The sequence below is a fragment of the Caulobacter segnis ATCC 21756 genome (genome assembly GCF_000092285.1).
In the GTDB taxonomy this organism is placed as follows: domain Bacteria; phylum Pseudomonadota; class Alphaproteobacteria; order Caulobacterales; family Caulobacteraceae; genus Caulobacter; species Caulobacter segnis.
In genome coordinates this window covers 3,057,706-3,081,394 of record NC_014100.1, presented here as the reverse complement: position 1 = coordinate 3,081,394, position 23,689 = coordinate 3,057,706, and the positions used below count along the sequence as shown (strand labels likewise).

The 23,689-nt window shown below is 66.6% G+C and carries 24 protein-coding genes; 15 read left to right on the top strand and 9 right to left on the bottom strand.

Annotated elements, in window-relative coordinates; all coding sequences use genetic code 11:
- Positions 1-18 precede the first annotated feature (18 nt).
- The 3 genes from CSEG_RS14115 to CSEG_RS14105 all read left to right on the top strand — a co-directional run bounded on the left by CSEG_RS14115 (position 19) and on the right by CSEG_RS14105 (position 4,013).
- Positions 19-1,332, top strand: coding sequence for a DUF3667 domain-containing protein (locus CSEG_RS14115; protein WP_013079917.1), 1,314 nt, complete (start codon positions 19-21; stop codon positions 1,330-1,332).
- Positions 1,333-1,340: 8 nt separating this feature from the next.
- Positions 1,341-3,299, top strand: a complete 1,959-nt coding sequence (locus CSEG_RS14110) for an acetyl-CoA carboxylase biotin carboxylase subunit (RefSeq protein WP_013079916.1) — start codon at positions 1,341-1,343, stop codon at positions 3,297-3,299.
- A gap of 315 nt (positions 3,300-3,614) precedes the next feature.
- A complete protein-coding gene (locus CSEG_RS14105; RefSeq protein WP_013079915.1) occupies positions 3,615-4,013 on the top strand; it encodes a DUF1489 family protein in 399 nt (132 codons plus the stop codon).
- Positions 4,014-4,187: 174 nt separating this feature from the next.
- Here CSEG_RS14105 and panC read toward each other — a convergent pair whose 3' ends face one another.
- Positions 4,188-5,051 (bottom strand): pantoate--beta-alanine ligase, encoded by an 864-nt coding sequence (gene panC / locus CSEG_RS14100; protein ID WP_013079913.1) that lies wholly within the window; start codon positions 5,049-5,051, stop codon positions 4,188-4,190.
- Between the two features lie 200 nt (positions 5,052-5,251).
- On the opposite strand from panC, the gene mipZ reads away from it, so the two are divergent.
- From mipZ to CSEG_RS14085, 4 genes are all read left to right on the top strand, one after another.
- Positions 5,252-6,088 carry a division plane-positioning ATPase MipZ gene (gene mipZ, locus CSEG_RS14095; protein ID WP_013079912.1) on the top strand — a complete coding sequence of 279 codons (837 nt, stop codon included), beginning with the start codon at positions 5,252-5,254 and terminating at the stop codon, positions 6,086-6,088.
- 70 nt (positions 6,089-6,158) lie between these two features.
- The gene (locus CSEG_RS14090; protein ID WP_013079911.1) at positions 6,159-6,593 is read left to right on the top strand and encodes a J domain-containing protein; all 435 of its coding nucleotides are present in this window, start codon (positions 6,159-6,161) and stop codon (positions 6,591-6,593) included.
- Between the two features lie 15 nt (positions 6,594-6,608).
- Positions 6,609-6,668, top strand: coding sequence for a hypothetical protein (locus CSEG_RS22615; protein WP_106907314.1), 60 nt, complete (start codon positions 6,609-6,611; stop codon positions 6,666-6,668).
- Positions 6,669-6,750: 82 nt separating this feature from the next.
- Positions 6,751-7,971, top strand: coding sequence for an aminotransferase-like domain-containing protein (locus CSEG_RS14085; RefSeq protein ID WP_013079910.1), 1,221 nt, complete (start codon positions 6,751-6,753; stop codon positions 7,969-7,971).
- Positions 7,972-8,032: 61 nt separating this feature from the next.
- On the opposite strand, the gene CSEG_RS14080 is transcribed toward CSEG_RS14085, so the two are convergent.
- Complete coding sequence (locus tag CSEG_RS14080) at positions 8,033-9,334, bottom strand: D-alanyl-D-alanine carboxypeptidase (protein ID WP_013079909.1); 1,302 nt, start codon at positions 9,332-9,334, stop codon at positions 8,033-8,035.
- A 310-nt stretch (positions 9,335-9,644) separates the two neighbouring features.
- Here CSEG_RS14080 and CSEG_RS14075 point away from each other — a divergent pair, with 310 nt between their 5' ends.
- From CSEG_RS14075 to CSEG_RS14060, 4 genes are all read left to right on the top strand, one after another.
- Positions 9,645-10,079: a phasin family protein gene (locus CSEG_RS14075; protein ID WP_013079908.1), complete on the top strand. Its 435-nt coding sequence runs from the start codon at positions 9,645-9,647 to the stop codon at positions 10,077-10,079.
- A 120-nt stretch (positions 10,080-10,199) separates the two neighbouring features.
- The gene (locus CSEG_RS14070; RefSeq protein ID WP_106907199.1) at positions 10,200-10,667 is read left to right on the top strand and encodes a RidA family protein; all 468 of its coding nucleotides are present in this window, start codon (positions 10,200-10,202) and stop codon (positions 10,665-10,667) included.
- A complete protein-coding gene (locus CSEG_RS14065) occupies positions 10,667-11,440 on the top strand; it encodes a glycerophosphodiester phosphodiesterase (protein WP_013079906.1) in 774 nt (257 codons plus the stop codon). The genes CSEG_RS14070 and CSEG_RS14065 overlap by 1 nt, the downstream gene beginning before the upstream one ends.
- A complete protein-coding gene (locus CSEG_RS14060; RefSeq protein WP_013079905.1) occupies positions 11,437-12,609 on the top strand; it encodes a GNAT family N-acetyltransferase in 1,173 nt (390 codons plus the stop codon). Before CSEG_RS14065 ends, CSEG_RS14060 begins: the two co-directional genes overlap by 4 nt.
- 21 nt (positions 12,610-12,630) lie before the next feature.
- On the opposite strand, the gene CSEG_RS14055 is transcribed toward CSEG_RS14060, so the two are convergent.
- Together CSEG_RS14055 and CSEG_RS14050 are read right to left on the bottom strand one after the other, a co-directional pair.
- Positions 12,631-13,119, bottom strand: coding sequence for a pyridoxamine 5'-phosphate oxidase family protein (locus CSEG_RS14055; RefSeq protein ID WP_013079904.1), 489 nt, complete (start codon positions 13,117-13,119; stop codon positions 12,631-12,633).
- A gap of 70 nt (positions 13,120-13,189) precedes the next feature.
- Positions 13,190-13,771, bottom strand: coding sequence for a DUF4287 domain-containing protein (locus tag CSEG_RS14050; protein ID WP_013079903.1), 582 nt, complete (start codon positions 13,769-13,771; stop codon positions 13,190-13,192).
- 53 nt (positions 13,772-13,824) lie between these two features.
- On the opposite strand from CSEG_RS14050, the gene CSEG_RS14045 reads away from it, so the two are divergent.
- Positions 13,825-14,259: an HIT family protein gene (locus CSEG_RS14045; RefSeq protein ID WP_013079902.1), complete on the top strand. Its 435-nt coding sequence runs from the start codon at positions 13,825-13,827 to the stop codon at positions 14,257-14,259.
- A gap of 57 nt (positions 14,260-14,316) precedes the next feature.
- On the opposite strand, the gene clpA is transcribed toward CSEG_RS14045, so the two are convergent.
- The 5 genes from clpA to CSEG_RS14020 all read right to left on the bottom strand — a co-directional run bounded on the left by clpA (position 14,317) and on the right by CSEG_RS14020 (position 20,017).
- Entirely contained in the window at positions 14,317-16,647 is a 2,331-nt protein-coding gene (gene clpA, locus CSEG_RS14040; protein ID WP_013079901.1) for an ATP-dependent Clp protease ATP-binding subunit ClpA, read from the bottom strand.
- A 12-nt stretch (positions 16,648-16,659) separates the two neighbouring features.
- Complete coding sequence (gene clpS, locus CSEG_RS14035) at positions 16,660-16,989, bottom strand: ATP-dependent Clp protease adapter ClpS (RefSeq protein WP_013079900.1); 330 nt, start codon at positions 16,987-16,989, stop codon at positions 16,660-16,662.
- 225 nt (positions 16,990-17,214) lie between these two features.
- Positions 17,215-18,471, bottom strand: a complete 1,257-nt coding sequence (locus CSEG_RS14030; protein WP_013079899.1) for a DNA polymerase IV — start codon at positions 18,469-18,471, stop codon at positions 17,215-17,217.
- A gap of 11 nt (positions 18,472-18,482) precedes the next feature.
- The gene (locus tag CSEG_RS14025; protein ID WP_013079898.1) at positions 18,483-19,373 is read right to left on the bottom strand and encodes an ROK family protein; all 891 of its coding nucleotides are present in this window, start codon (positions 19,371-19,373) and stop codon (positions 18,483-18,485) included.
- The gene (locus CSEG_RS14020; protein ID WP_013079897.1) at positions 19,370-20,017 is read right to left on the bottom strand and encodes an HAD family hydrolase; all 648 of its coding nucleotides are present in this window, start codon (positions 20,015-20,017) and stop codon (positions 19,370-19,372) included. The genes CSEG_RS14025 and CSEG_RS14020 overlap by 4 nt, the downstream gene beginning before the upstream one ends.
- 121 nt (positions 20,018-20,138) lie before the next feature.
- On the opposite strand from CSEG_RS14020, the gene divK reads away from it, so the two are divergent.
- From divK to CSEG_RS22885, 3 genes are all read left to right on the top strand, one after another.
- Positions 20,139-20,516, top strand: coding sequence for a cell-cycle response regulator DivK (divK, locus tag CSEG_RS14015; RefSeq protein WP_013079896.1), 378 nt, complete (start codon positions 20,139-20,141; stop codon positions 20,514-20,516).
- Positions 20,513-21,877 (top strand): PleD family two-component system response regulator, encoded by a 1,365-nt coding sequence (locus CSEG_RS14010; RefSeq protein WP_013079895.1) that lies wholly within the window; start codon positions 20,513-20,515, stop codon positions 21,875-21,877. Before divK ends, CSEG_RS14010 begins: the two co-directional genes overlap by 4 nt.
- 118 nt (positions 21,878-21,995) lie before the next feature.
- Entirely contained in the window at positions 21,996-23,666 is a 1,671-nt protein-coding gene (locus tag CSEG_RS22885; protein WP_013079894.1) for a hypothetical protein, read from the top strand.
- Positions 23,667-23,689: the final 23 nt, after the last annotated feature.

The window sequence follows — 23,689 nt, the reverse complement described above, 5'->3', positions numbered from 1 at the left end:
AACCGGGGGGATGTAGGCGTGGTAACTGGCGCGGAACTGGAAGCGGTGGCGGCGGATTCGGCTGGGAGCTTCGCCCGGTCGAAGAAGAAGCCGTTCCCTCACAAGGGCGAGCCTTGCAAGAACTGCGGTACGCCCTTGGAGGGGTGGTACTGCTATTCGTGCGGCCAGAACGCCGACACGCATCATCGCTCTATTTTACACCTGATCTGGGAGACCATCGAGGGGATGTTCCACCTCGATGGTCGCCTGGCCAACACGCTGCCGCTGCTGTTCTTCAAGCCGGGCGTGCTGGCCAAGGACTTGATGGAAGGACGGATCGCGCGGCATGCGCCGCCGTTCCGCACGTTCCTTGTCGCCCTGCTGCTGTTCATCTTCGCGGCCGAGCACGCCATCCACAACATTCGCCACGAGATCGAGCTCAAGGAAGAGAAAGAGATCGCGGCGCTCGCCACGCCCGCCGGCCGCAAGGCCAAGGCTGACGAGATGCGCAAGGACGCCGCGGAGACCCGTGACAGCCGCCTCAGCGCCGCCGTCGAAGTGCGTGACGAGGCGCTGAAGGAGGCGGGCGCGGACAAGGCCGAGATCGCCGCCGACTATGACGAGAGGGTCAAAAAGGCTCAGGATCGTTACGCCGCCAAGGTCGCCGAGGCCGACGCGCTGGAGAAGAACCCCAACGCCGCCGCCGAAGCCAAGGCCAAGATCGAGAAGCGCGGCGAGAACGCCGCCGAACAGATCCGCGGGTTGGACCTGCAGGAAGTGGGCGCCATCGACGGCGATAGCCGGAAGATTGGCGAAGCCAATATCGGCGGCCAGCACTTCAACGTGGTCACGCCCGACGGCGCGGCCCACAAGGAGGTCAAGGCCGACATAGACCTTGGCAAAACCTCCAAAGGCTACGGCTTCGCCAATGGGTTCAAGGAAGGTCTGGCCAAGGCCATCGCCAACCCCGACTACTATATCCTGGTCATGTTTGGCTGGGCCCACCGTCTGGCCGTGCTGCTGCTGCCGATCATCGGTCTGAGCCTGGCGCTCGTCTATGTGAACCGTCGGCAGTTCTACATCTACGATCACCTGCTGGTGGCGACGAATCTGCTGTCGTTCGCGTTCCTGACCAACGCCATCGGCATGGTGCTGCCCGCGTCCCTTATCGGCCCCTGGTTCGCCATCCTGACTTTCTGGACGCCGATCAACCTCTTCCAGACCCTGCGCGGCGGCTACGGCTCGACCGTCGTGGGGGCCATCTTCAAGACGCTGATCGTCTGGTTCATGAGCGTCTTCGCCTTCGCCCTGCTGATCACGGCGTTGATGCTGTTCACCCTTACACAGATGTAGGTCCCCGTTTGATCGCCTCCGTCCTGATCGCCAATCGCGGCGAGATCGCCCGCCGCATCATCCGCACCGCCCGTGAGCTGGGCGTGCGGACGGTCGCCGTCTATTCGGAGGCGGACGCCGACGCGCCGTTCGTGATGGAGGCCGATGCGGCGATCCTGATCGGACCCGCGCCGGCCAAGGAGAGCTATCTCGACCCGCGCAAGATCCTGGCGGCGGCCAAGCAGATGGGGGCGGACGCGATCCACCCCGGCTACGGCTTCCTGTCCGAGAACGCCGACTTCGCCCAGAGCGTGATCGACGCCGGCCTGACCTGGATCGGCCCGCCGCCCTCGGCGATCCGCGCCATGGGCCTGAAGGACGCCGCCAAGGCGGTGATGATCGAAGCGGGCGTCCCCACGACGCCCGGCTATCTGGGCGAGGACCAGTCGGCCCCGCGCCTGGCGGCCGAGGCGGACAAGATCGGCTACCCGGTGCTGATCAAGGCCGTGGCGGGCGGCGGCGGCAAGGGCATGCGCAAGGTCGAGCGGGCGGAGGACTTCGAGGCCGCGCTGGGCTCGTGCCGCCGCGAGGCCTCGGCCGCGTTCGGCGACGACCGCGTGCTGCTGGAGAAGTATGTCACCCGGCCGCGCCACATCGAGGTGCAGGTGTTCGGCGACAGCCACGGCGACGTCGTCCACCTGTTCGAGCGCGACTGCTCGCTGCAACGCCGCCACCAGAAGGTCATCGAGGAAGCGCCGGCGCCCGGCATGGACGAGAAGACCCGGGAAGCGGTCTGCGCCGCCGCCGTGAAGGCCGCCAAGGCCGTGGGCTATGTCGGCGCCGGGACGGTCGAGTTCATCGCCGACGCCAGCGAAGGCCTGCGGGCCGACCGCATCTGGTTCATGGAGATGAACACCCGCCTGCAGGTCGAGCATCCGGTCACCGAGATGGTCACCGGCCAGGATCTCGTCGAATGGCAGCTGCGCGTGGCCGCCGGCGAGCGCCTGCCGCTGGAACAGGATGAGATCACCCTGGACGGCTGGGCCATGGAGGCGCGGCTCTACGCCGAGAACCCGGCCACCGGCTTCCTGCCCTCGACGGGCAAGCTCAAGCACTTCCGCCTGCCGGAGGGCGATGTCCGCGTCGACAGCGCGGTGGAGGAGGGCGGCGAGGTCACGCCCTTCTATGATCCGATGATCGCCAAGCTGATCGCCCACGGCGTCGACCGTGAAGACGCCGCCCAGCGCTTGGCCGAGGCCTGCGCCCTGGTCGAGGTCTGGCCGGTCAAGACCAACGCCGCCTTCCTGGCCAAGTGCGCCAGCCACCCGGACTTCGTCGACGGCGCGGTCGACACCGGCTTCATCGAGGCGCGGCTGGATGAACTGATCGAACGGACCTTCAGCGACGAGCCGGCCATGGCCGCGATCGGCTGGCGGCTGGACAGCTTTCTGGAGGCCGAGGCGCGGCCCGATCCGTGGGAAAGCGCGCCGTCCAAGCTGCTGGGCTTCCGCATGAACGCCGATCGCGCGACCATGACGCTGCCCATGTCCGCGGACGGCAAGCCGACGCCGCTGCGCGTGGCCTTGCTGGGCGGCGGGACCGAGGACTGGTCCTGGGACATCCGTCATGCCGACGGCCGGACTTTCGACGAGGTCGCGCGCCTGCCGACGACCTACGGCAAGGGGCCGATCCACGTGTTCGAGGGCGGTGACGTCCAGGCGTTCGACTTCGAGGCCCATGTCGGCGGAGTGGGCGAGGGCGCGGCCTCGGACGGCGCGATCCTGTCGCCGATGCCGGGCAAGATCGTCTCGGTCTCGGTGGAAGCCGGCCAGACCGTCAGCAAGGGCCAGACCCTGCTGACCCTGGAAGCCATGAAGATGGAGCACGCCCTGGTCGCGCCGTTCGACGGCGTGGTCGCCGAACTCTCGGCCTCGGCCGGCGGCCAGGTCAGCGAGGGCGTGGTGCTGGCCCGGCTGGAAGGCGCCTGATCACCGTTCTGGTCGACCCCGCTAGCGGAGTTGAGGGAGCAGCGCCTCGGCCGCGGCTTCGGAGCCGCCGGGGGCCGGGCTGGCGACGAGCTTGCCTTGAGCCTGGAAAAGAGAACCGCCGCTTTGGACGCATGCGACAACGTCCACAGCGGCGGCGCCGGGCGGACGAATCCGCCGAGTCATCGCGCCCTGGTGAAGCACGATGCGTCATCCATAACGCCGTGATGCAAAGTCGCGAGCGCTTTCACCCTTCACGCGAGCGGTAACGTCGTCCAGGCGATTGCCTTGCGGCCTGGGCGCGCTATCTACGCGGCCATGGCGCTGCACATCATCAAGCTGGTCGTCGGCTGCGACACGATCGAGGATCTCCTGGCCTGGCACAAGGAGGGGCATCCCTGGGTCATGCACACGCGCATGACGCCCAAGCGGATCGACGAGGTCCTGGACGGCGGCTCGCTGTACCGCGTGTTCAAGGGCCAGATCCTGTGCCGCCAGAAGATCCTGGCCATCGATACGGTGGGCTCGGGACCGGCCTCCCGGTGCGAAGTCACGGTGGACCCGACCATCGTGCGCGTCGCGCCGCAGCCTCGCCGGGCGTTCCAGGGATGGCGCTATCTCACGCCGGAGGACGCGCCTCCCGACCTCACCGAAAGCGAGGCCGCCGACCTCCCGCCGGACCTGGCGCGTCAGTTGCGCGAACTGGGCGCCTGGTAACCCACGCGCGCGGCGTTAGCTTAATAGCAACTAGGGCGGGTGTTTCTTCTTCGCAGGGAAGCGGAGGAATGACGATGAGGTCCAGTTACGCCGTCTTGGGCGCGGGCATGCTGTTCGTGGGCTTCGCCGTCGGCATTTTCATCGCGCTGCATCCGGCGATCTGAGCCAACCGGCCTAGGCCTGTCCGACCGCCATGTTGTCGATCAGGCGCGTGCCGCCCAGCCAGGCCGCCACCAGGATACGGCCCTCCGCCTCGCCGATCGGACCCGGTCCCAGTCGGGATAGATCGCTGGCCTCGCGCACTTCCACATAGTCGACCTGGCGGAAGCCCGCGGCTTTCAGCGCCTCGACCGCGATCGCCTCGGCCTCGTCGACGCGGCTCCCGGCCGCCACGGCCTGGGCGGCGGCCTTCATGGCGTCCGGCAAGGCCACGGCCGCCGCGCGCTCTTCCGCCGACAGGTAGGCGTTGCGTGAGGAGAGGGCGAGGCCGTCCTCGGCCCGCGCGGTCGGCGCGCCGATGATCTCGATCGGGATGTCCAGATCGCGGGCCATGCGCTTGACCACCTGTAGCTGCTGGTAGTCCTTCTCGCCGAACACGGCGACGTCGGCTTGCGACTGAATGAAGAGCTTGGCGACGACGGTGGCCACGCCGCCGAAGAACTGCGGCCGCGCCGCGCCTTCCAGCGGCTCCGACACCCCCGACACCGTGATCAGGGTCGAGAACCCTGGAGCGTACATCTCGCTGGCGTTGGGCGCGAACATCAGGTCGCAGCCGACCGAAGCGAGCTTTTCGGCGTCGACGGCCTCGCCCCGGGGGTAGGCGTCGAAATCCTCGTGCGGGGCGAACTGCTTGGGATTGACGAAGACGCTGGCGATCACGCGGTCGGCGTTCTCTTGCGCCAGGCGGATCAGCGTCAGATGACCTTCATGCAGGGCGCCCATGGTCGGTACCAGGGCCACGCGCTGGCCGGCCGCCTTCCAGGCGCGGACGTGCTCACGCATCTGGGCGACGGTGCGGACGATGGTCGGTTGGGTCATGACGGCCTCCACGCGGACAGGCGGGGCTTATGGCCTTCGCGCGGCCGAAGGTCCACCGCGACGCTGGGGAAACCGTGTTTCGCCGCCCGTGCGACAATTAGGTCTGTGGATGGAGGTCGTTGACCCCATGAGGCGCTGGTAACATCGTGTTAACCTCCGTCCAAGGTCGCGCGAGTCGCGACGCATCAAGGATCGAACTCATGGCCGAAACGCGTGTCATCGTCGTCGGCAACGAGAAGGGCGGGGCGGGCAAGTCGACCATCGCCGTCCATCTCGTCACCGCGCTGCTGTACGGCGGCGCCAAGGTCGCGGTCATCGACCTGGACCTGCGCCAGAGCACCTCGGCGCGGTTCTTCGAGAACCGGCGCACCTGGCTGGAAAGCAAGAAGCTCGAACTGCCCGAGCCCCTGTCTCTGCGCCTGTCGGAGAACGACATCGCCCTGGCCGAGAAGCCGGAGGAGGAGCAGGTCGCCGGCTTCGAGGCGGCCTTCGCCAGGGGGCTGGCCGAATGCGACTTCGTGCTGATCGACACGCCCGGGGGCGACACCGCCGTCTCGCGCCTGGCCCATGGCCGCGCCGACCTGATCGTCACGCCGATGAACGACAGCTTCGTCGACTTCGACATGCTGGGCCACGTCGACCCGGTGAGCATGGAGCTGACCAAGCCCAGCCTCTACTCGCTGACCGTTTGGGAAGCGCGCAAGCAGAGGGCGCTTTCCGGCCAACGCCAGGCGCTTGATTGGGTCGTGCTGCGCAATCGTTTGGCGACCACCGAGGCCCGGAACCGCAAGCGCCTCGAGGATCGTCTCACGGCCCTGGCCAAGCGGGTCGGCTTCCGCATCGGCCCCGGCCTGCGCGATCGCGTCATCTATCGCGAGCTGTTCCCGTTCGGCCTGACCATCGCCGACCTGTCACCGCAGGTGCGTCCGGTGCCCGTCTCGCTGCAGCACTTGGCCGCGCGCCAGGAGTTGCGCGCGCTCATGCACAGCCTGGGCTTGTCGGCCTATTCGGGCGAGACGCTGCTGGCGGCGCAGTAGTCCGAGCGCTACATGATCTGAGGCGGGCGGCCGGGGCGACCCTGCCGCCCGTTTCGTATCCGGAGTCGTGATGATCTATCTGCTGCTGGGCGTGGCCGTCCTGGCCTTCCTGCTCTGGCCGCGCCGTCGCAACCTGCTGAAGGGCGACGGCTGGCGGGTCGCGGCGGGCGTGGCGGCGATCGTCGCCTTCGCCTTCGCCGGATACGCCACGATCCGGGGCTCGTGGGGCACGGGCATTGTGCTGGGCGTCCTGGGCCTGTGGACCGTCACCGAAGCGCGCCGGCGGCCGGTGATCCGTCGCCAGGTCGTTCATCCGCCGCGCGACGACCTCACCCTATCCGAGGCGCGCGCTATTCTGGGCGTCTCCGCCGACGCGAGCCTTGAAGAGATCAAGGCCGCCTACGCCCGCCTGATCCGCATGGCCCATCCTGACGTCGGGGGCACCGAGGGCCTCGCCGCCCAACTGAACGCGGCGCGGGATCGTTTGATCAAGCGGCGCGGCTGAGCTAGGACATGCGCCATGATCAATCGCGAACGCTTCTGGCGCCGCCGTTCCTCGGGTCCGACCTGCTCGGTATGACGCCCTGAATCCTTGAGTTCAGGCGAGTCGCCATCGCGCGTCTCTTTCCCGTGTCTTTCCCGTTCGGACTTCTGATCACCCCATGACCGACCAATCCCACGACTGGGCCGCGCGCTTCAGCGATCGTATGGCCCGCGTCCGCGCCAGCGAGATCCGCGAGCTTCTCAAGCTTCTGGACCAGCCCGACATCCTCTCCTTCGCCGGGGGCATCCCCGATCCTGGCCTCTTCCCGGCCGAAGAGATCCAGAAGGGCTACCAGGCGGTGCTGGCCGATCCGGTGCTGTCGCGCCAGGCCCTGCAGTACTCGGTCAGCGAAGGCTACCTGCCGCTGCGCCAGTGGATCGCCGAGCGCATGACCCGCAACGGCATGCCGTGCGAGCCGCACAACATCATGCTGACCGCCGGCTCGCAGCAGGCGCTAGACCTGATCGGCAAGCTGTTCATCAGCCCCGGCGATCCCGTGGTCGTGGCGCGCCCCACCTATCTCGGCGCCCTACAGGCCTTCAACGGCTACGAGCCAGCCTATCGCGACCTGCCGGACGGCGCGCTCGCCGCGCCGGAGGCGGTCGATCTGCCTTCGGGCGCGCTGGGCTATTTCGTGCCCGACTTCGCCAATCCGACGGGCGTCAGCCTGACCCTGGCCGAACGCGAGGCGCTGCTGGCGATGGCCGATCGTCTGGACATGACCCTGGTCGAGGACGCGGCCTATCGCGAGCTGCGCTTCATAGGAGAGCCGACGCCGACCTTGCTGTCGTTGGATATCGCCCGCTCGGGCGGCGTCGACAACGCCCGCACGATGTTCCTGGGCACGTTGTCCAAGACGCTGTCGCCCGCCTTGCGCATCGGCTGGGTCTGCGGGCCCAAGGCGGTGATCGAGAAGCTCGTCCTGCTCAAGCAGGGCGCGGACCTGCACGTGTCGACGATCAACCAGATGGTCGCTCACCGCGCCGTCTCGGAAGGCTACGACCAGCACCTGCACCGCCTGCGGGGCGCCTATGGCCACAAGGCGCGGGTGATGCTGGCGGCGCTCGACAAGACGATGCCGAAGGGCGTGACCTGGTCGCATCCGGAAGGCGGCATGTTCGTCTGGATCGACCTGCCCGAGGGGATCGACGGCGCCGAACTGCTGGCGCGGGCCATCGCCGAGGAGCGCGTGGCCTTCGTGCCCGGCGCGCCGTTCTTCGCGGAAGTCCAGAGAGCGAACGCGATCCGCCTCAGCTACTCGCTGCCGACCGACGACCAGATCGAGGAGGGCGTCCAGCGCCTGGCTCGGCTGATTGGGCGGGTGATGGCCGAGGCCTAGACAGCAAAAACCCCGGAAGGTTGACCTTCCGGGGTTTTCTTTGTTCGTCGCGCGCTGTCGCCTAGCGCGGCGACAGCACCATGCAGGGCACGCGCTTGGCCTTCAGGGTCGAGCAGGCGCTGCGAGCGGCGTCGGCCGTCAGGCCCTGGAACTGGGCGCGGAACGTGCCGCCCGCGCCTTCGACGGCGGCCTCGGCGTCGGCGACGACCTTGGCGAAACGCCCGCGCACCAGTTTCAGCTGTTCGTTGGCCAGCGACTTGGACTTGAAGGCGCCGACCTGCACGCTCCACTCGCCTTGCGGCTTCTTGGCCGGCTTGGCCTGAGCGGCGCGCAGGGTGGGGGAGACCTTCATCGGGCCCGGATTGTGCGGGTTCTCGGTCAGCACAATCTTCAGGCCGGCCTGGTCGCCATCGCCCTGTTCGACCGACGGGCGCTGGATCGGACCCGAGGGATCGTCCTCATAGATGTTAGCGGCGATGGTGGTGCGCTCGCCGCGCGAGCGACGCTTCATCACGTCGAAGCCGGTCAGCAGCAGGTCTTCCATGTTGTTGTCGCGCCAGGCGGTCGAGGGGCCGCCCAGGACCACGGCGATCAGGCGGCGGCCGTCACGGACGGCCGAGCCGGCAAGGTTGAAGCCCGAGGCGTTGGTGTAGCCGGTCTTCAGGCCATCGAACCCTTCCATGCTGTCCAGCAGGCGGTTGTGGCCCTTGACGTAGTTGCCGCGGAACGTGAAGCCGCGGATCGAGAAGTAGCTGTAGTACTGCGGGAAGTCCCGCATGATGGCGCGCGACAGGATGGCGAGGTCGCGGGCCGTCGAGATCTGGCGGCTATCAGGCAGGCCCGAAGCGTTCACGAAGCGGCTGTTGCGCATGCCCAGTTCCTGGCCGCGCAGGGTCATCAAGGCGGCGAATCGCGACTCGCTGCCGGCCAGGCGCTCGGCCATGGCCACGGCCACGTCATTGGCCGACTTCACGGTCATGGCCTTGATGGCCTCGTCGACGCTCATGCTGTCGCCCGGGCGCAGGCCGATCTTGGTCGGGGCCTGGGCGGCGGCGCGGGGCGACATCACGACCCGGTCGGTCAGCTTCATTCGGCCTTCGCTGAGCGCCTCGAAGGTGAGGTACAGCGTCATCACCTTGGTCACCGAGGCTGGATAGCGGGGGCTGTCGGCCCTTTTGTCGTAAAGGACTTCGCCCGAGTTGGCGTCGATCACGATGGCGGCGTACTTCGGCTCTGAAGCGTTCAGCTGGAGATAGGGTATGGCGGCCGAGGCGGGCGTCGGCGCCAGAGCGCCAAACAGGCCGGCCAGAGCCAGGCCGGCGGCGACCAGAACGGAACGAGCGGAGGTAAGCTTGGCGAACATGAGGGACGTCCGTCATTTGAACTGAGCGGTTCCGCACCGCCACACGCGTGTTCTTAGCATGATGGCCGGCCCCTTTCGCTAAAGTAAACAAGTGGTGAGCGAACTTGCCGCAGGGGCGAAAAAAATAGGCGCGTGCTTCCAATGCTGCAGCTTGGGAAGGCGGCGGGAGGCATGCCCCTACGTTATGGTGCGCTGCACAAAATCCTTGACTGCTGCACTGCAACATGGCAAACCGCCGTTGTCCCAAGCGCAGATGGACGAGTTGCAGCTCGACCGTCCGCCCCGCCGCCTTCCTCCCCAGGAGATTCCCATGGCCGCCGCCGAAACCGTCAAGAACACCGTCGAACAGTTCACGTCCGCGTCGAACCAAGCCTTCAAGGATGGTGTCGAGAAGTCGCTGGCCGCGCTGGCCGAAGCCAACACCCACTCGAAGAAGAACCTCGAAGCCGTCGTCGCCTCGGTGACGGCCGCCACCAAGGGCGCCGAAGCCCTGGGCGCCGAGACCTTCGCCTATTCGAAGAAGCTGGCTGAAGACCAGGTCGCCGCCGCCAAGTCGCTGGCCGCCGCCAAGAGCGTGCAGGAAGCCGTCGAACTGCAAACCGCCTGGGCCAAGTCGGCGCTTGAAGCCTACATCGCCCAGGTCAGCAAGGCCTCGGAGATCGTCTCGGCCTCGATCAAAGACTCGGTGAAGCCGCTGAACGAACGCGTCAGCGCCGCCGTCGAGAAGTTCCAAGCCGCTCGCTAAGAGCAGGCTTTCGCGTCTTCGGACGCGACCCAAGACGAGAAAGCCCGGGCCGGAAGGTCCGGGCTTTTTTCTTTTGCGCCCGCGCCGCTCGCGTTAAGGATGCCGGGGAATCTTGGGAGCGTGCGGATGTCGAAGGTTGAAGAGCGTTTGAAGGCGATGGGCGTGGAGCTACCCCAGCCGGTGGCGCCGGTGGCCAACTACGTGCCCTTCGTCCGCTCGGGCGATCTCGTCCACATCTCCGGCCAGATCTCGCTCGACGCCGCCGGGGGCATCAAGGGCACGGTTGGTGTCGATGTCGACCTGGAGACCGCCCAGAAGGCCGCGCGCATCTGCGGGATCAACCTTTTGGCCCAGATGAAGGCGGCTTGTGACGGCGACCTGGACCGTGTCGTACGGGTGGTGAAGCTGGGCGGTTTCGTCCAGGCCGGGCCTGATTTCATCGACATCCCCAAGGTCGTCAACGGCTGCTCGGACCTGATGGTCGAAGCGCTGGGCGACGCTGGCCGCCACGCCCGCTCCGCGGTGGGCGTCTACAAGCTTCCCCTCGGTTTCGCGGTCGAGGTCGACGCGGTGGTGGAGATCGCCTGATGCGCACGCGCGAACGCCCCTCGACCGACACCTTCGGCGAGGCGTGGGAGCGCCTGTTTGATCCGCCCGCCGCCCATCGTGGCCTCTGGAGCCCCGACGGCGCGCCGGAGAACTCCCTGGCCGCCTTCCAGGCCGCCTGCGCCCACGGCTACGCCATCGAGCTTGATGTCCAGCTGACCGCCGACGGCGAGGCGGTGGTCTTTCATGATGACCGCCTGGAGCGGATGACGGGGCGGGAAGGGCGCATGCGCGACCATACCGCCGCCGACCTCGGGGCCATGACCCTGAAGGGCACGGACGAGACCATCCCCACCCTGGCCGACGCCCTGACGATGATCGGCCATCGCGCCATGGTCTTCATCGAACTGAAGACCCCCTTCGGCGAGGTCGGGCCGCTGGAAAAGCGCGTGACCGACGTGTTGGTCGACCATAACGGTCCGACCGCCGTGATCGGTTTCAATCCCTACTCGCACGCCTGGTTCGCGGACCACCATCCGCAGATCCTGCGCGGTCTGAACTCCTACGGCTGGAACGACGACAACGCCCGCAAGCTGGCGCCGGAGATGCGCAAGTCGCTGGCGGCGCTGGAGCAGATCGAGCTGGCGCGGCCCGATTTCCTGTCCCTGGGTCTCGACATGTTGCCCAGCCCGCGCGCCGACCTATATCGCGCCAAGGGTATGCCGGTGATCGCCTGGACGGTCCGCAGCCCCGACCAGTGGGAAGGCGTGCAGGACCATTGCGACAACCTGATCTTCGAGGGCTTCCACGCGTGACGCGCGGTCCCGGGGGCGTCCGGCCGGAGGTTCGCGTCCATCGCGCGATCTCAGAGCTCGGCAAGGACGCCTGGGACGCTTGCGCAGGCGCGACGGGCGATCCGTTCGTCTCCTACGACTTCCTGTCGATCCTTGAGGAAAGCGGCTGCGTCTCGGCGCGCACCGGCTGGGCGCCGCAGCACCTATCGGTCGCGGATGAAGACGGCGTCGTCGCTGGCGTCATGCCTCTCTACCTGAAGTCCCACAGCCAGGGCGAATACGTCTTCGACCACGCCTGGGCCGACGCCTATGAGCGGGCCGGCGGGCGATACTATCCCAAGCTTCAGTGCTCCTCGCCGTTCTCGCCGGTGACTGGCTCACGCCTGATCATACGACCGGATGTCGACCCTGACGAAGGACGCTCGGCCTTGCTGGGGAGCGCGCTGACGCTGTGCGAGCGCATGGGCGCTTCATCGGCGCACGTGACCTTCCCGATCGAGGACGAGTGGCGCTGGATGGGCGAGCGCGGAATGCTGCTTCGCCAGGACCAGCAGTACCATTGGGAGAACAAGGGCTACGCGACCTTCGACGATTTCCTGGCGGCGCTCTCGGCCAACCGGAGGAAGACCATCCGCCGTGAGCGCCGGGACGCTCAGGAGGGGCTCGAGATCGTCGCCCTTACCGGAGCGGACCTGACGGAAGACCACTGGGACGCGTTCTTCGCCTTCTACATGGACACCGGAAGCCGCAAGTGGGGTCGACCCTACTTGAACCGGCGCTTCTTCTCGCTGCTGGGCGAGCGAATGGCGGACAAGGTGCTACTGCTGATGGCGCGGCGGCCGGGCGGGCCCTTTATCGCGGGGGCGCTGAATCTGCTGGGCCGCGACTGCCTCTACGGGCGGCATTGGGGCTGCGTCGAAGACGTGCCGTTCCTGCACTTCGAGCTTTGCTATTATCAGGCGATAGAGCACGCGATCCGACTGGGACTGCCGCGTGTCGAAGCGGGCGCGCAGGGGCAGCACAAGATCGCGCGCGGCTATCTGCCCAGTCCCGTCTATTCCGCCCACTGGATCGTCGACCCGGCCCTGCGCGAGCCGGTGGCCCGCTATCTCGAGCGTGAGCGCGAGGCGGTGGCCGCGGACATCGAGATGCTGACCGAGGAATACTCGCCGTTCCGGGAGGAGCGGTAAGGCCCCTCCCGACAAGAGCGGCTACTGCAGGCGGACTTCTGCGGCCTTGTCCTTGTAGTCCTTCTTAGGGTCGGCCCCGAGCATCATCTTCAGCCCGGCGAACAGGCTGTTCTCGTTCAGCCAGATCTGGGCGTCGCCCGGTTCGAAGCGCAGCAGGCGCAGCTTGGGATCGTCCTTGCCCTCGTACCAGGCGGCGATAAAGGGATTCCAGAGCCGTTCGATCGTCTCGCGATCGTTATCGATCCGCATGCGGCCCTCGACCGTGGCGAAGACATCGTGGCCCTTCGAGGCGAAGTGGAGGATGGCGTCATGCTCGCCGCTGTCCACCGCCCGGACCAGATCGACGTCGACGGCGCTAAAGATCCAGATCGGACCGGAATGATCGCCCTCGAACACCGCCGTCATCGGTTGCGCGCGGCCGTTCTCGTGATCGGGCAGGCCCAGCATCACCGTACGGTCGGACTTGAGGGCCTTCCAGAACTTCTCGGCCAGTTCGGCTTCCTTGGACATCGTCGTCTCCTTTGCTCGTGAGACGAACGGCGGCGGAGGAGGCGCGTTCCTAGGGTGAAGCTTGGCGGGGTTAAGACCGCTCCCAGGCCGCCTTCAACAGCGCTCTGACCTCGGCGTCGACCTCCGTGGGCGAGGCGAGGACGAGCTTGGCCTTGAGACGCTCCGACCAGCCTTCGTTCTTCGGCGTGGCGAGGCTCGGCGAAGCGTCGGGCGTTATCGCCAGGCCCAGCACCGCCTGGCCGCCTTTGAGAGGCTTCAGCGCCGCGAACTGCGCCTTATGGGACCAGGCCGTGTAGCCCTTGCGCTGGCCGGTCACGAGGCCCGGAAAGTCCGCGATCGCGGCCTCCACGGCGGCCAGGATCGCGGTCGACGCCGGATCGGTCCACAGCGCCGCGCGCAGGCCGGCGGCGTCGTCCCAGCCGCCGCTCTCCGGATAGGCGATGGCGAAAATGTTCGCAGCGCGGTTTTGGCCCAGGCCATAGGTCGCCTTCAGCCACTCAGCGCGGGCCTTGGGCTTGGTCTCCGGACACTCGCGTCGGACGATCTCGACCCACTGGTCCAGGGTCTTGCCGGTCTCGCGCTCGAGGTTGGCGCGCAGGGACGCGAACCACTTCTGTTGCTGCTCCGTCAGGCCTTGAGGTTTCTCGTCCATGGTTGCGCCCGTCCCCTGGTTTGCTACGACCGATCCGAGACAGGGAGACGATCATGAGCCTCGACGGACGCTACGACGCGGACAACATCTTCGCCAAGATCATCCGGGGCGAGATCCCCAGCGTGAAGGTGTTCGAGGACGACCGCGTCCTGGCCTTCATGGACGTCTTCCCTCAGTCGCGCGGCCACGCCCTGGTGATCTCCAAGGTCAGCCAGGCCCGCAATCTGCTGGAGGCCGAGCCGGAGGTGCTGGCCGAGCTGGCCGCGGCGACTCAGAAGCTGACACGAGCGGTGGTCTCGGCGCTGAAGCCCGATGGCGTGGTCGTCACCCAGTTCAACGGCGCGCCGGCCGGCCAGACGATCTTCCACCTGCATTTCCACGTGATCCCGCGCTACGAGGGCGAAGCCTTGGGGCGGCACGGCGAGGGCGGCATGGCCGATACCGACGAGCTGAAGGCCCTGGCGGCCAAGATCGCGGCGGCGCTGTAAGCAAAGAAAAAGGCCCGGATCGCTCCGGGCCTTTCCGTTTCGGTTCTAGGTCGACGCCTATTCGGCCATGGCCGGTTCGGTCTCGTCGGTCTTGCCGGCCTTGGGATCGACATTGCTGTCGATCTCGAACTCGATCTTGCCGTTCTCCAGCACGACCTTGACGTGGCCGCCGCGGACCAGGCGGCCGAACAGGATGTCGTCGGCCAGCGGCTTCTTGATGTGCTCCTGGATGACCCGGGCCAGCGGACGGGCGCCGTAGAGCTCGTCGAAGCCGTTCTTGGCCAGCCAGTCGGCCGCGTCGTCGCTCAGCTCGATCGTGATGTTGCGGTCGGCCAGTTGGGCCTCCAGCTGCATCACGAACTTCTGCACGACCTGGCGGATGATCTCCGGCGTCAGCGGCTTGAAGGCCACGACGGCGTCCAGGCGGTTGCGGAATTCCGGCGTGAACAGGCGCTTGAGGGCGGCCTCTTCCTCGCCTTCGACCTTCGAGCGGCCGAAGCCGATCGAGTTGCGCTGGGCGTCCGAAGCCCCCGCATTGGTGGTCATGATCAGGACCACGTTGCGGAAGTCGACCTTCTTGCCGTTGCTGTCGGTCAGGGCGCCGTTGTCCATCACCTGCAGCAGGATGTTGTAGACATCCCCGTGCGCCTTCTCGATTTCGTCGAGCAGGACGACGGCGTGCGGGTGCTGGTCGACCGCGTCGGTCAGCTGACCGCCCTGGTCGAAGCCGACATAGCCGGGAGGGGCGCCGATCAGGCGGCTCACGGTGTGCCGTTCCATGTACTCCGACATGTCGAAGCGCAGCATCTCGATGCCCAGGGTCTGGGCCAGCTGCTTGGCGGCTTCGGTCTTGCCCACGCCGGTCGGGCCGCTGAACAGGTACGAGCCGATCGGCTTGTTCGGTTCGCGCAGGCCGGCGCGAGCCAGCTTCATGGCGGCCGACAGTTGGGTCAGGGCTTCGTCCTGGCCGAACACGGCGCGCTTCAGGTCGGTCTCGAGTTCCTTCAGGGCCTCGGTGTCCGACTTGCTGACCGACTTCGGCGGGATGCGGGCGATCTTGGCGACGACGCTTTCGATCTCCTTCACGCCGATGGTCTTCTTGCGACGGCTTTCCGGCAGCAGCATCTGGCTGGCGCCGGCCTCGTCGATCACGTCGATCGCCTTGTCCGGCAGCTTGCGGTCGGTGATGTACTTGGCCGACAGCTCGACCGCGACCTTCAGGGCCTCGGCCGTGTACTTCAGCTTGTGGAAGTCCTCGTAGTAGGTCTTCAGGCCCTTGAGGATCTTGATGGTGTCTTCCACCGTCGGTTCGTTCACGTCGATCTTCTGGAAGCGACGGACGAGCGCCCGATCCTTCTCGAAGTGCTGGCGGAACTCCTTGTAGGTGGTCGAGCCCATGCAGCGCAGGCTGCCCGAGGCCAGGGCCGGCTTCAGCAGGTTCGAGGCGTCCATCGCCCCGCCGCTGGTCGCGCCGGCGCCGATCACGGTGTGGATCTCGTCGATGAACAGCACCGCGTTCGGGTGGCTCTCCAGCTCCTTGACCACCTGCTTGACGCGTTCCTCGAAGTCGCCGCGATAGCGGGTGCCGGCCAGCAGCGCGCCCATGTCGAGCGAGTAGATGGTGGCCCCTTCCAGGACCTCGGGGACCTGGTGCGTGACGATCTTGCGGGCCAGGCCCTCGGCGATGGCGGTCTTGCCGACGCCGGGATCACCCACGAGCAGCGGATTGTTCTTGGTGCGACGGCACAGGATCTGGATCGCGCGCTCGACTTCGTTCGCGCGGCCGATCAGCGGGTCGACCTTGCCCTGGCGGGCCTTTTCGTTGAGGTCGACGCAATAGGCTTCGAGAGCCTCGCCGCCCGTCTTGGTGTTGGGCTTTTCGCCGTCGTCCTCGGCCTGGTTCGAGCCGGCGCTGGCGCCCTTGATGCTCTTGGCTTCCGAGGCGCCGGCCTTCTTGGCGATGCCGTGGGCGATGAAGTTAACCGCGTCGTACCGCGTCATGTCCTGCTCTTGCAGGAAATAGGCGGCGTGGCTCTCGCGTTCAGAGAAGATCGCGACCAGCACGTTGGCGCCGGTCACTTCCTCGCGGCCGGACGACTGGACGTGGATCACCGCGCGCTGGATCACGCGCTGGAAGCCGGCGGTCGGCTTGGCGTCCTCCTCGTCGTCGACGACCAGCGAGGCCAGTTCAACGTCGAGATAGTTCGAAAGGCTCTTCTTCAGCGCGGCGAGATCGACGTCGCACGCGCGCATAACTCCGGCGGCGTCATCGTCGTCGGTCAGGGAGAGCAGCAGGTGCTCAAGGGTCGCGTATTCGTGCTTACGCTGGTTGGCGTACGCGACGGCGCGATGCAGGGATTCTTCCAGGGGGCGCGAAAAAGAGGGCAACGGGGAGGCTCCTCAGTCCTTTTCCATGGTGCACTGTAGGGGGTGCTGATGGCGTCGCGCCGAGTCGATGACTTGGGCGACCTTGGTTTCTGCGACTTCGTAAGTATAGACACCACACACACCCACACCGTTTTGGTGGACATGCAACATGATGCGTGTCGCATCTTCGCGCGACTTGTTGAAGAACCGCTCGAGCACGTAAACGACGAATTCCATTGGCGTGTAATCGTCGTTGAGAATCAGAACCCGATAAAGCGAAGGCTTCTGCGTCTTCGGCTTCACTTCCGTGACGACCGACGACCCAGCGCCGTTGCTTTGTCCGCCTTGCTTCCGCTCGGCCATCGACTTGTTCTCTCCTGGCGAGCAAATCACCCGCCTATTCTGGATTAGATATGGAAACGCGGCGGCTTTGGAAGAGCCCGAAGCGCCGCTGCGCCGCTTTAGCACAGGGGCGCCGCGGAAATCGGCTTCACGTTTGGGAGAGCGAAGACCGCGCGCGAACGGTTCCGTGATGGAGAGGCCCAAATGGTTAGCGACAAGCTGTCGCGCAAGAGGGCGAGCCGCGACTCAGCGGCTCTTCAACGCTCGGCCAGTGACGACCGCCGCGGCGCCGAACTTTCCGCGCAAGGCGTCGATAGCGGTCTCACTTTTTAGAGAGCGCCGCTCTTCGTCGGCGAACATGTCCGAGCCGGCGGTCTCGGCGTCGACGAACTCGGTCAGGCCGGCGCCGATCAGACGATAGGAGAAGCCCTTGGGCTCGGCCGCCAACAGCTCCCGCGCCACCTGGAACAGGGTGCGGGCGGTCTGGGTCGGCACCGCCAAGGTGCGGCGGCGGGTGTGGATCTTGAAGTCGGGGGTGCGCAGCTTCAGCGTCGCCACGCGGCCGGCGACGCCCTCCTTGCGCGCCTGCTTGGCGACCTTTTCGCAGAGGGGCCAGAGCTCGTCCTCCAGATCGTCGCGCTTGTGCAGGTCGTCGTTGAACGTGGTCTCGGCGCTGATCGTCTTACGGGCCTGGTCGGGATCGACGATCCGGCTGTCCTGGCCGTGAGCCAGACGATGCAGGCGCAGACCGCCGGAGCCGAGGCGGTTGGCGAGCAGCTTCAGGTCCGAGGCCGCGATGTCGCCCACCGTGCGTAGGCCGATCTCCGCGAGGGCCGAGACGGTGGCCGGGCCGACCCCGGGCAGGATGCCGACCGGCTTGTTCGCCAGAAAGCTCTGCGCCTCGGCCGCGCCGATGGCCGAGAAGCCGCGCGGCTTGTCCAGCTCCGAGGCGATCTTGGCCAGGAACTTGTTGGGCGCCAGGCCGATCGAGACGGTCAGGCCGATGTCGCGTTCGATCTCGGCCTGCAGCCTGGCCAGCATCGCCGCCGGCGGCGCGCCGTGCAGGCGCTCGGTGCCGGTCAGGTCGATCCAGGCCTCGTCCAGCGACAGCGGCTGGATGAGAGGTGTCAGCTTGTCGAGCTTCTCGTGGATGCGCCGGCTCTCTTCCTTGTACTTGGCGAAGTTCGGCTTGATGACCACGGCGTCGGGGCACAGCTTCAGCGCCTTGAACATCGGCATGGCTGACTTCGCCCCGCTCATGCGGGCGATGTAGCAGGCGGTGGTCACCACCCCGCGCTTGCCGCCGCCGACGATCACCGGCTTGTCGCGGAGGGACGGATCATCCCGCTTCTCGACCGAGGCGTAGAAGGCGTCGCAGTCTAGGTGCGCGATCGAGAGCGTCCCCAGCTCTTCGTGAAACACCGTGCGCGGCGAGCCGCAGGACGGACAGCGCGCGGCCTTGGCCTCGCCCGTCCACCCGCAGTCGCGGCACAAGGATTTCATGTCGGGCTCCTTTAGGCCTCCTGCGGCCACAGCCAGGCCGCGCCGCGCACGCCGGAGCTGTCGCCGTGGATGGCCTTGCGGACCGGCGTTTCGAACACGTCGGAGAAGACGTTCGGGGCGATGGCACCTTGCAGGCGATCATAGAGCACGTCGACATTCGACATGCCGCCGCCCAGGACGATGACGTCGGGATCGATCAGGTCGCAGACCACGGCCAGGGCCCGGCCCAGCCGGTCGACATAGCGATCCAGCGCCGCGGCGGCGGACGCGTCGCCGGCGGCGATCGCCTCCATCGTGGCCTGGCCGTTCGGGAAGCCGGCGTCGCGGGCGAAGCTGGGGCCCGCGATCCAGGTCTCCAGGCAACCCTTGCGGCCGCACCAGCAGTCGGGGCCGGGATATTCCTCGGGCTTGGGCCAGGGCAGGGGCGAATGGCCCCATTCGCCGGCGAAGCCGTTGCGGCCGTCGATGATCTTGCCGTCGACGACAACGCCGCCGCCGCAGCCGGTGCCCAGGATGGCGGCGAAGACCACGCCCTCGCCCGCGCCCGCGCCGTCCGCAGCCTCGGACAGAGCTAGGCAGTTGGCGTCGTTGGTCAGACGGACGGGGCGAGCCAGGCGCTGCTCCAGGTCCTCGCCGAAGCGCTGGCCGTTCAGATAGACGCTGTTGGCGTTGCGGATCAGGCCGCTGCGAGGCGAGATCGAGCCGGGGATCCCCAGCCCCAGCCGCGCGCAGGACGCGCCGGCCATCGCCTCGGCGTCGGCGACCAGCTCGGCGACGACCTCGAGCGCTGCTTTATACTCGCCGGGATTGGGCTTGCGCACCCGCGCGACAAAGGCCCCGGACTCGTCGATGGCGGCGGCTTCGATCTTGGTGCCGCCGAAATCGATGCCAAAACGGATCATGCGAACAGACGCTCCTCGATGGCCGTCTTCAGCAGCGGCCATTCGTCGATACGGACATGGCGGTCGGGCGCGGATGGGGCGAGGGGGCGTAAGCGCTCATCGCTGACCATCTGGAAGCGTCCAACCTTGGGCGCCCTTTCCGCCACCGATTCCAGCTGCGGTAAAAGGTCGTCGATGAAGACCGCGCGACCGGAGGTGCGCGCGGCCAGCTCGGCGGCGGCGGGGCCCTTGGGGCCGGTGTTGATGATCAGGGGGTAGTCGAAGCCGTGGGTCTTCAGCCATTGAGCGCGGGCGAGGCGGCCGTGCTCGGGCGCATTGGTCAGGATCACCACCTCGGCTCGCGTCGAAAGGTCGGCCAGGGCGTCGGCGGCGCCGGTCGCCGGCGGCAGGTCCTCGGCGCCATCGCGGAAGAAATCGTCGAACAGGGCCTTGCCCGCGATCAGATCGAGGTGTTCGGTCTCTCCGGGGCGATAGATATTTTGGAACAGGGCGAACCGATCCACCCGCAGCTCGAAGCCGTATCGCGAGATGAAGGCTCCGAAGCCGAGCATGAACTGGGCCAGCACCTCGTCGACATCGACGATGACCAGCGGCGCTGCGGGACTGATGGGGCAGGCCTGAAGATCGGTAAGGCGCGGTTTCATGGGCTCTTGGCGGTCGGTCTAAAAGCGATTAGCGGGCGCTTAAGGATATTTGTGCGAACAACTTCTGGAAGGTGGCGCGAATCCGCAGGCGTCGCCACATGACCGTACGGTCGGGGTAAGGATGACGAAGAAGGTCCTCATCGTGGAGGATAACGAGCTGAACATGAAGCTCTTTCATGATCTGCTCGAGGCCCAGGGTTACGAGACCCTGCAGACCCGCGAGGGTCTGTCGGCGCTGTCCATCGCCCGCGACAACAAGCCAGACCTGATCTTGATGGACATCCAGCTGCCGGAAATCTCGGGCCTGGAAGTCACCAAGTGGCTGAAGGAAGACGAGGAACTGGCCCACATTCCGGTGGTGGCCGTGACCGCCTTCGCCATGAAGGGCGACGAGGAGCGCATCCGCGAAGGCGGCTGCGAGGCCTATATCTCCAAGCCGATCTCGGTCGTCCACTTCCTCGAAACGATCAAGCGCCTGCTGGAAAGGCAGCCTGCATGAGCGCCCGGATCCTCGTCGTCGATGACATCGAGGCCAATGTCCGCCTGCTGGAAGCCAAGCTGGCGGCTGAATACTATGAAGTTTCCACCGCCATGGACGGCCAGACGGCCATCAACATGGCGCAACGCGATCCGCCCGACATCATTCTGCTGGACGTGATGATGCCCGGCATCGACGGCTTCACCGTCTGCCGCAAGCTCAAGGAAGATCCCGCCACGCGGCACATTCCGGTGGTGATGATCACCGCCCTGGACGGCCGGGCCGACCGGATCCAGGGCCTGGAGGCCGGCGCCTCCGACTTTCTGACGAAGCCCATCGACGACGTCATGCTGTTCGCCCGGGTGCGCAGCCTGACGCGCTTCAAGCTCGTGATCGACGAACTGCGCCAGCGCGAGGCCTCGGGCCGCCGCATCGGCGTGATCGCCGGCGCCGCCGCGCGCTTGGACGGCCTCGGTGGCCGGGTGCTGGTGGTCGACGACAACGAACGCCAGGCCGAGCGCCTGGCCGGCGAACTGGCCGCCGATCACCGCCCGGTGGTCGAGACCGATCCCGAGACGGCCCGGGTCAGCGCCAGCGGCCCGGTCGACCTCGTCATCGTCAACGCCGCGGCCAAGGGCTTCGACGGCCTGCGCTTCACCGCCGCTCTGCGCTCGGACGAGCGCACGCGTCACCTTCCGGTGCTGGCCCTGGTCGATCCCGACGACCGCGCCCGCATGGTCAAGGCGCTGGAGATCGGGGTGAACGACATCCTGACGCGTCCGGTGGATCCTCAAGAACTGTCCGCGCGCGCCAAGACCCAGATCCAGCGCAAGCGCTACACCGACTACCTGCGCAACAATCTCGACCACTCGCTGGAGCTGGCCGTCACCGACCAGCTGACCGGCCTGCACAATCGCCGCTACATGGTCGGCCAGCTGGAGACTCTGGTGCGCCGCGCGGCGATGGGCGGGGACGAGGTCTCGGCCCTGCTGATCGACATCGACCACTTCAAGAAGATCAACGACACCTTCGGCCACGACATCGGCGACGAGGTGCTGCGCGAGTTCGCCCTGCGCCTGGCCTCCAACGTGCGGGCCATCGACCTGCCTTGCCGCTACGGCGGCGAGGAGTTCACGGTGATCATGCCCGAGACGCGCATGGCCGACGCCCTGCGCATCGCCGAGCGGATCCGCAAGCACGTCTCGGCTTCGCCGTTCAAGGTCGCCAATGGCGATGAAATGCTGACCGTGACGGTCTCGGTCGGTGTCTCGGCCACGGGCGGCCCCGAGGACACGCCCGAGGCCTTGCTCAAACGCGCCGACGAGGGCGTCTATGAAGCCAAGGCTTCCGGCCGAAATACCGTGGTCGGCAAGGCGGCCTGACCACGACACGTAGCCGGCGATTGCTCGCCAAACCGCGGCGAGAGTTCATGGGCAATTAAAGGTTGAGCCTCACGTTTCTGTAAGCGCTAGCGTAGAGCTGGCGCTTCGGGGGACAACCATGCCGCTCAACGTCACCTTCACCGACCCGACAGGCGCCTTCGCCGCCAAGGTCGATCTCATGGTCAAGGACATGCAGGCGGCGTGGGGACTTTGGTCTTCATACCTGGCCCCCTCCAACGCAACGCTGGAAGTCGACTTCCACATCGTCACCAACTACGCGAATCGAGGCGGAGGCAGGGCGCTGGCCACCAGCCCGGAGGTCACGACGGACGGCAAGGTCACGGCCGCCGCGGGCACGGTCTTTGAGCTCCGAACAGGTCAGGATCCCAATGGCGGATCCGCGGACATCGAGATCTTCCTCGATGGTGACTTCCTGACCAAATGGTACTGGATTGACCCGCTGGATGGATCGACCAAACCGCCGGGCATGAACAGCCTGGTCGAGGTGCTCGCCCATGAGCTCGGCCACGCCCTTGGCTTCAATGGCTTCTCTGACTGGGCGACTTACGCGCTCGGGTCATACGGCACGCGTTTCGACCGTCTGATCCAGGTTGAGAACGGACTGCCCTATTTCGTGGGTGAGCAGGCCGTGGCGCTCTATGGCGGCGCCGTGCCCCTGACGGCGGGCAACGTCTTTCATGTCGGCAACACAAGCACCCCGCTGAACACCGATCTGATGAACGGCTTGGCCTTCCGGACCGACGTTCGCTACCTGGTCAGCGCCCTGGATGTCGCGATCCTGAGAGATATGGGAACGGCGACGATCCTGTCCGACAAGCTGCTTGGAAGCCCCAAGGGCGACGTGATCCATGGCGGGGCCGGAAACGATGAGATCCAAGGTTTTGCTGGCGACGATGTCATAGAAGGCGGCCTCGGCGCCGATACGGCGATCTATGCCGGCGCTTCGGAGAACTACGCCTGGTCGAAGGACGCCAAAGGAAGCTGGACTGTCCGAGATCTTCGCACCGGCGCGCCGGAGGGGATCGACACCCTGCATGGCGTTGAGACGCTGAAGTTCAGCGACAAGACCGTCAGCCTCGCCAGCACCTCGCCCTTGGCCATCGCGGCGGGCGCATTGTTGCGCGGAGGTCAGTCCGATCTTGTGGCCGACCTTGACGCCAAGGTGGCCGATGGCTCACGGACGCTGGCGTCGGCGGTGGCGACGCTTATGACGAGCGCTGGTCAGACGACCTCCGTGGCGACCCTCAGCTACCTGTTCTTCACGGGCAAAATCCCGGGTGATGCCGGCATGGACTACCTCGTGTCGCCGGAGGGGCCCAACGGCAACAATCTCAACAGCGCCTACTATCAGGCGTTCAACCTGGAAAATCGGTTCATCAACTTCGCGGTCAACCTGGGCGGCGTCGGCGAGGGGCGAGCGCAGTTCGAAGCCAAGTACGGCGCCTTGTCTCTCTTCGAGGCCACACGAGAGGCCTACAAGGCGATCTTCGGCGCCGCGCCCAATGACGCCAAGACCCACGCCTTGATCGACGGGCGCGAAGCCTATTTCGCGAGTTATGGCGGGGACGGTTCTGGCGGGCTGGGAACCAAGGCGGCGATGGTGGGCTGGCTGCTGGCCGAGGCCGTCAAAGCGGATGTAGGCGTGATGGCGCGGTCGAACGACGCCTGGCTGACGGATGTCTCGGATGGCTCCGCGCCTTTCGCGATCAATATCCTCGATCCGTCCTTGGGCTACTACAAGACCGACTTCATCTTTGGCGGCGCTTGACGGTTCCAAGGGCGATCGGCGAC

Bases quoted from the DNA above. Each gene is read 5' to 3' on its own strand.
- CSEG_RS14080 (WP_013079909.1), bottom strand. From the start codon at position 9,334: ATGTTCGCCAAGCTTACCTCCGCTCGTTCCGTTCTGGTCGCCGCCGGC.
- CSEG_RS14090 (WP_013079911.1), top strand. From the start codon at position 6,159: ATGATCTATCTGCTGCTGGGCGTGGCCGTCCTGGCCTTCCTGCTCTGG.
- CSEG_RS14075 (WP_013079908.1), top strand. From the start codon at position 9,645: ATGGCCGCCGCCGAAACCGTCAAGAACACCGTCGAACAGTTCACGTCC.
- CSEG_RS14030 (WP_013079899.1), bottom strand. From the start codon at position 18,471: ATGAAATCCTTGTGCCGCGACTGCGGGTGGACGGGCGAGGCCAAGGCC.
- CSEG_RS14055 (WP_013079904.1), bottom strand. From the start codon at position 13,119: ATGTCCAAGGAAGCCGAACTGGCCGAGAAGTTCTGGAAGGCCCTCAAG.
- CSEG_RS14050 (WP_013079903.1), bottom strand. From the start codon at position 13,771: ATGGACGAGAAACCTCAAGGCCTGACGGAGCAGCAACAGAAGTGGTTC.
- mipZ (WP_013079912.1), top strand. From the start codon at position 5,252: ATGGCCGAAACGCGTGTCATCGTCGTCGGCAACGAGAAGGGCGGGGCG.
- CSEG_RS14065 (WP_013079906.1), top strand. From the start codon at position 10,667: ATGCGCACGCGCGAACGCCCCTCGACCGACACCTTCGGCGAGGCGTGG.
- CSEG_RS14025 (WP_013079898.1), bottom strand. From the start codon at position 19,373: ATGATCCGTTTTGGCATCGATTTCGGCGGCACCAAGATCGAAGCCGCC.
- clpS (WP_013079900.1), bottom strand. From the start codon at position 16,989: ATGGCCGAGCGGAAGCAAGGCGGACAAAGCAACGGCGCTGGGTCGTCG.
- CSEG_RS14085 (WP_013079910.1), top strand. From the start codon at position 6,751: ATGACCGACCAATCCCACGACTGGGCCGCGCGCTTCAGCGATCGTATG.
- panC (WP_013079913.1), bottom strand. From the start codon at position 5,051: ATGACCCAACCGACCATCGTCCGCACCGTCGCCCAGATGCGTGAGCAC.
- CSEG_RS22885 (WP_013079894.1), top strand. From the start codon at position 21,996: ATGCCGCTCAACGTCACCTTCACCGACCCGACAGGCGCCTTCGCCGCC.
- CSEG_RS14045 (WP_013079902.1), top strand. From the start codon at position 13,825: ATGAGCCTCGACGGACGCTACGACGCGGACAACATCTTCGCCAAGATC.
- CSEG_RS14020 (WP_013079897.1), bottom strand. From the start codon at position 20,017: ATGAAACCGCGCCTTACCGATCTTCAGGCCTGCCCCATCAGTCCCGCA.
- CSEG_RS14105 (WP_013079915.1), top strand. From the start codon at position 3,615: ATGGCGCTGCACATCATCAAGCTGGTCGTCGGCTGCGACACGATCGAG.
- CSEG_RS14010 (WP_013079895.1), top strand. From the start codon at position 20,513: ATGAGCGCCCGGATCCTCGTCGTCGATGACATCGAGGCCAATGTCCGC.
- divK (WP_013079896.1), top strand. From the start codon at position 20,139: ATGACGAAGAAGGTCCTCATCGTGGAGGATAACGAGCTGAACATGAAG.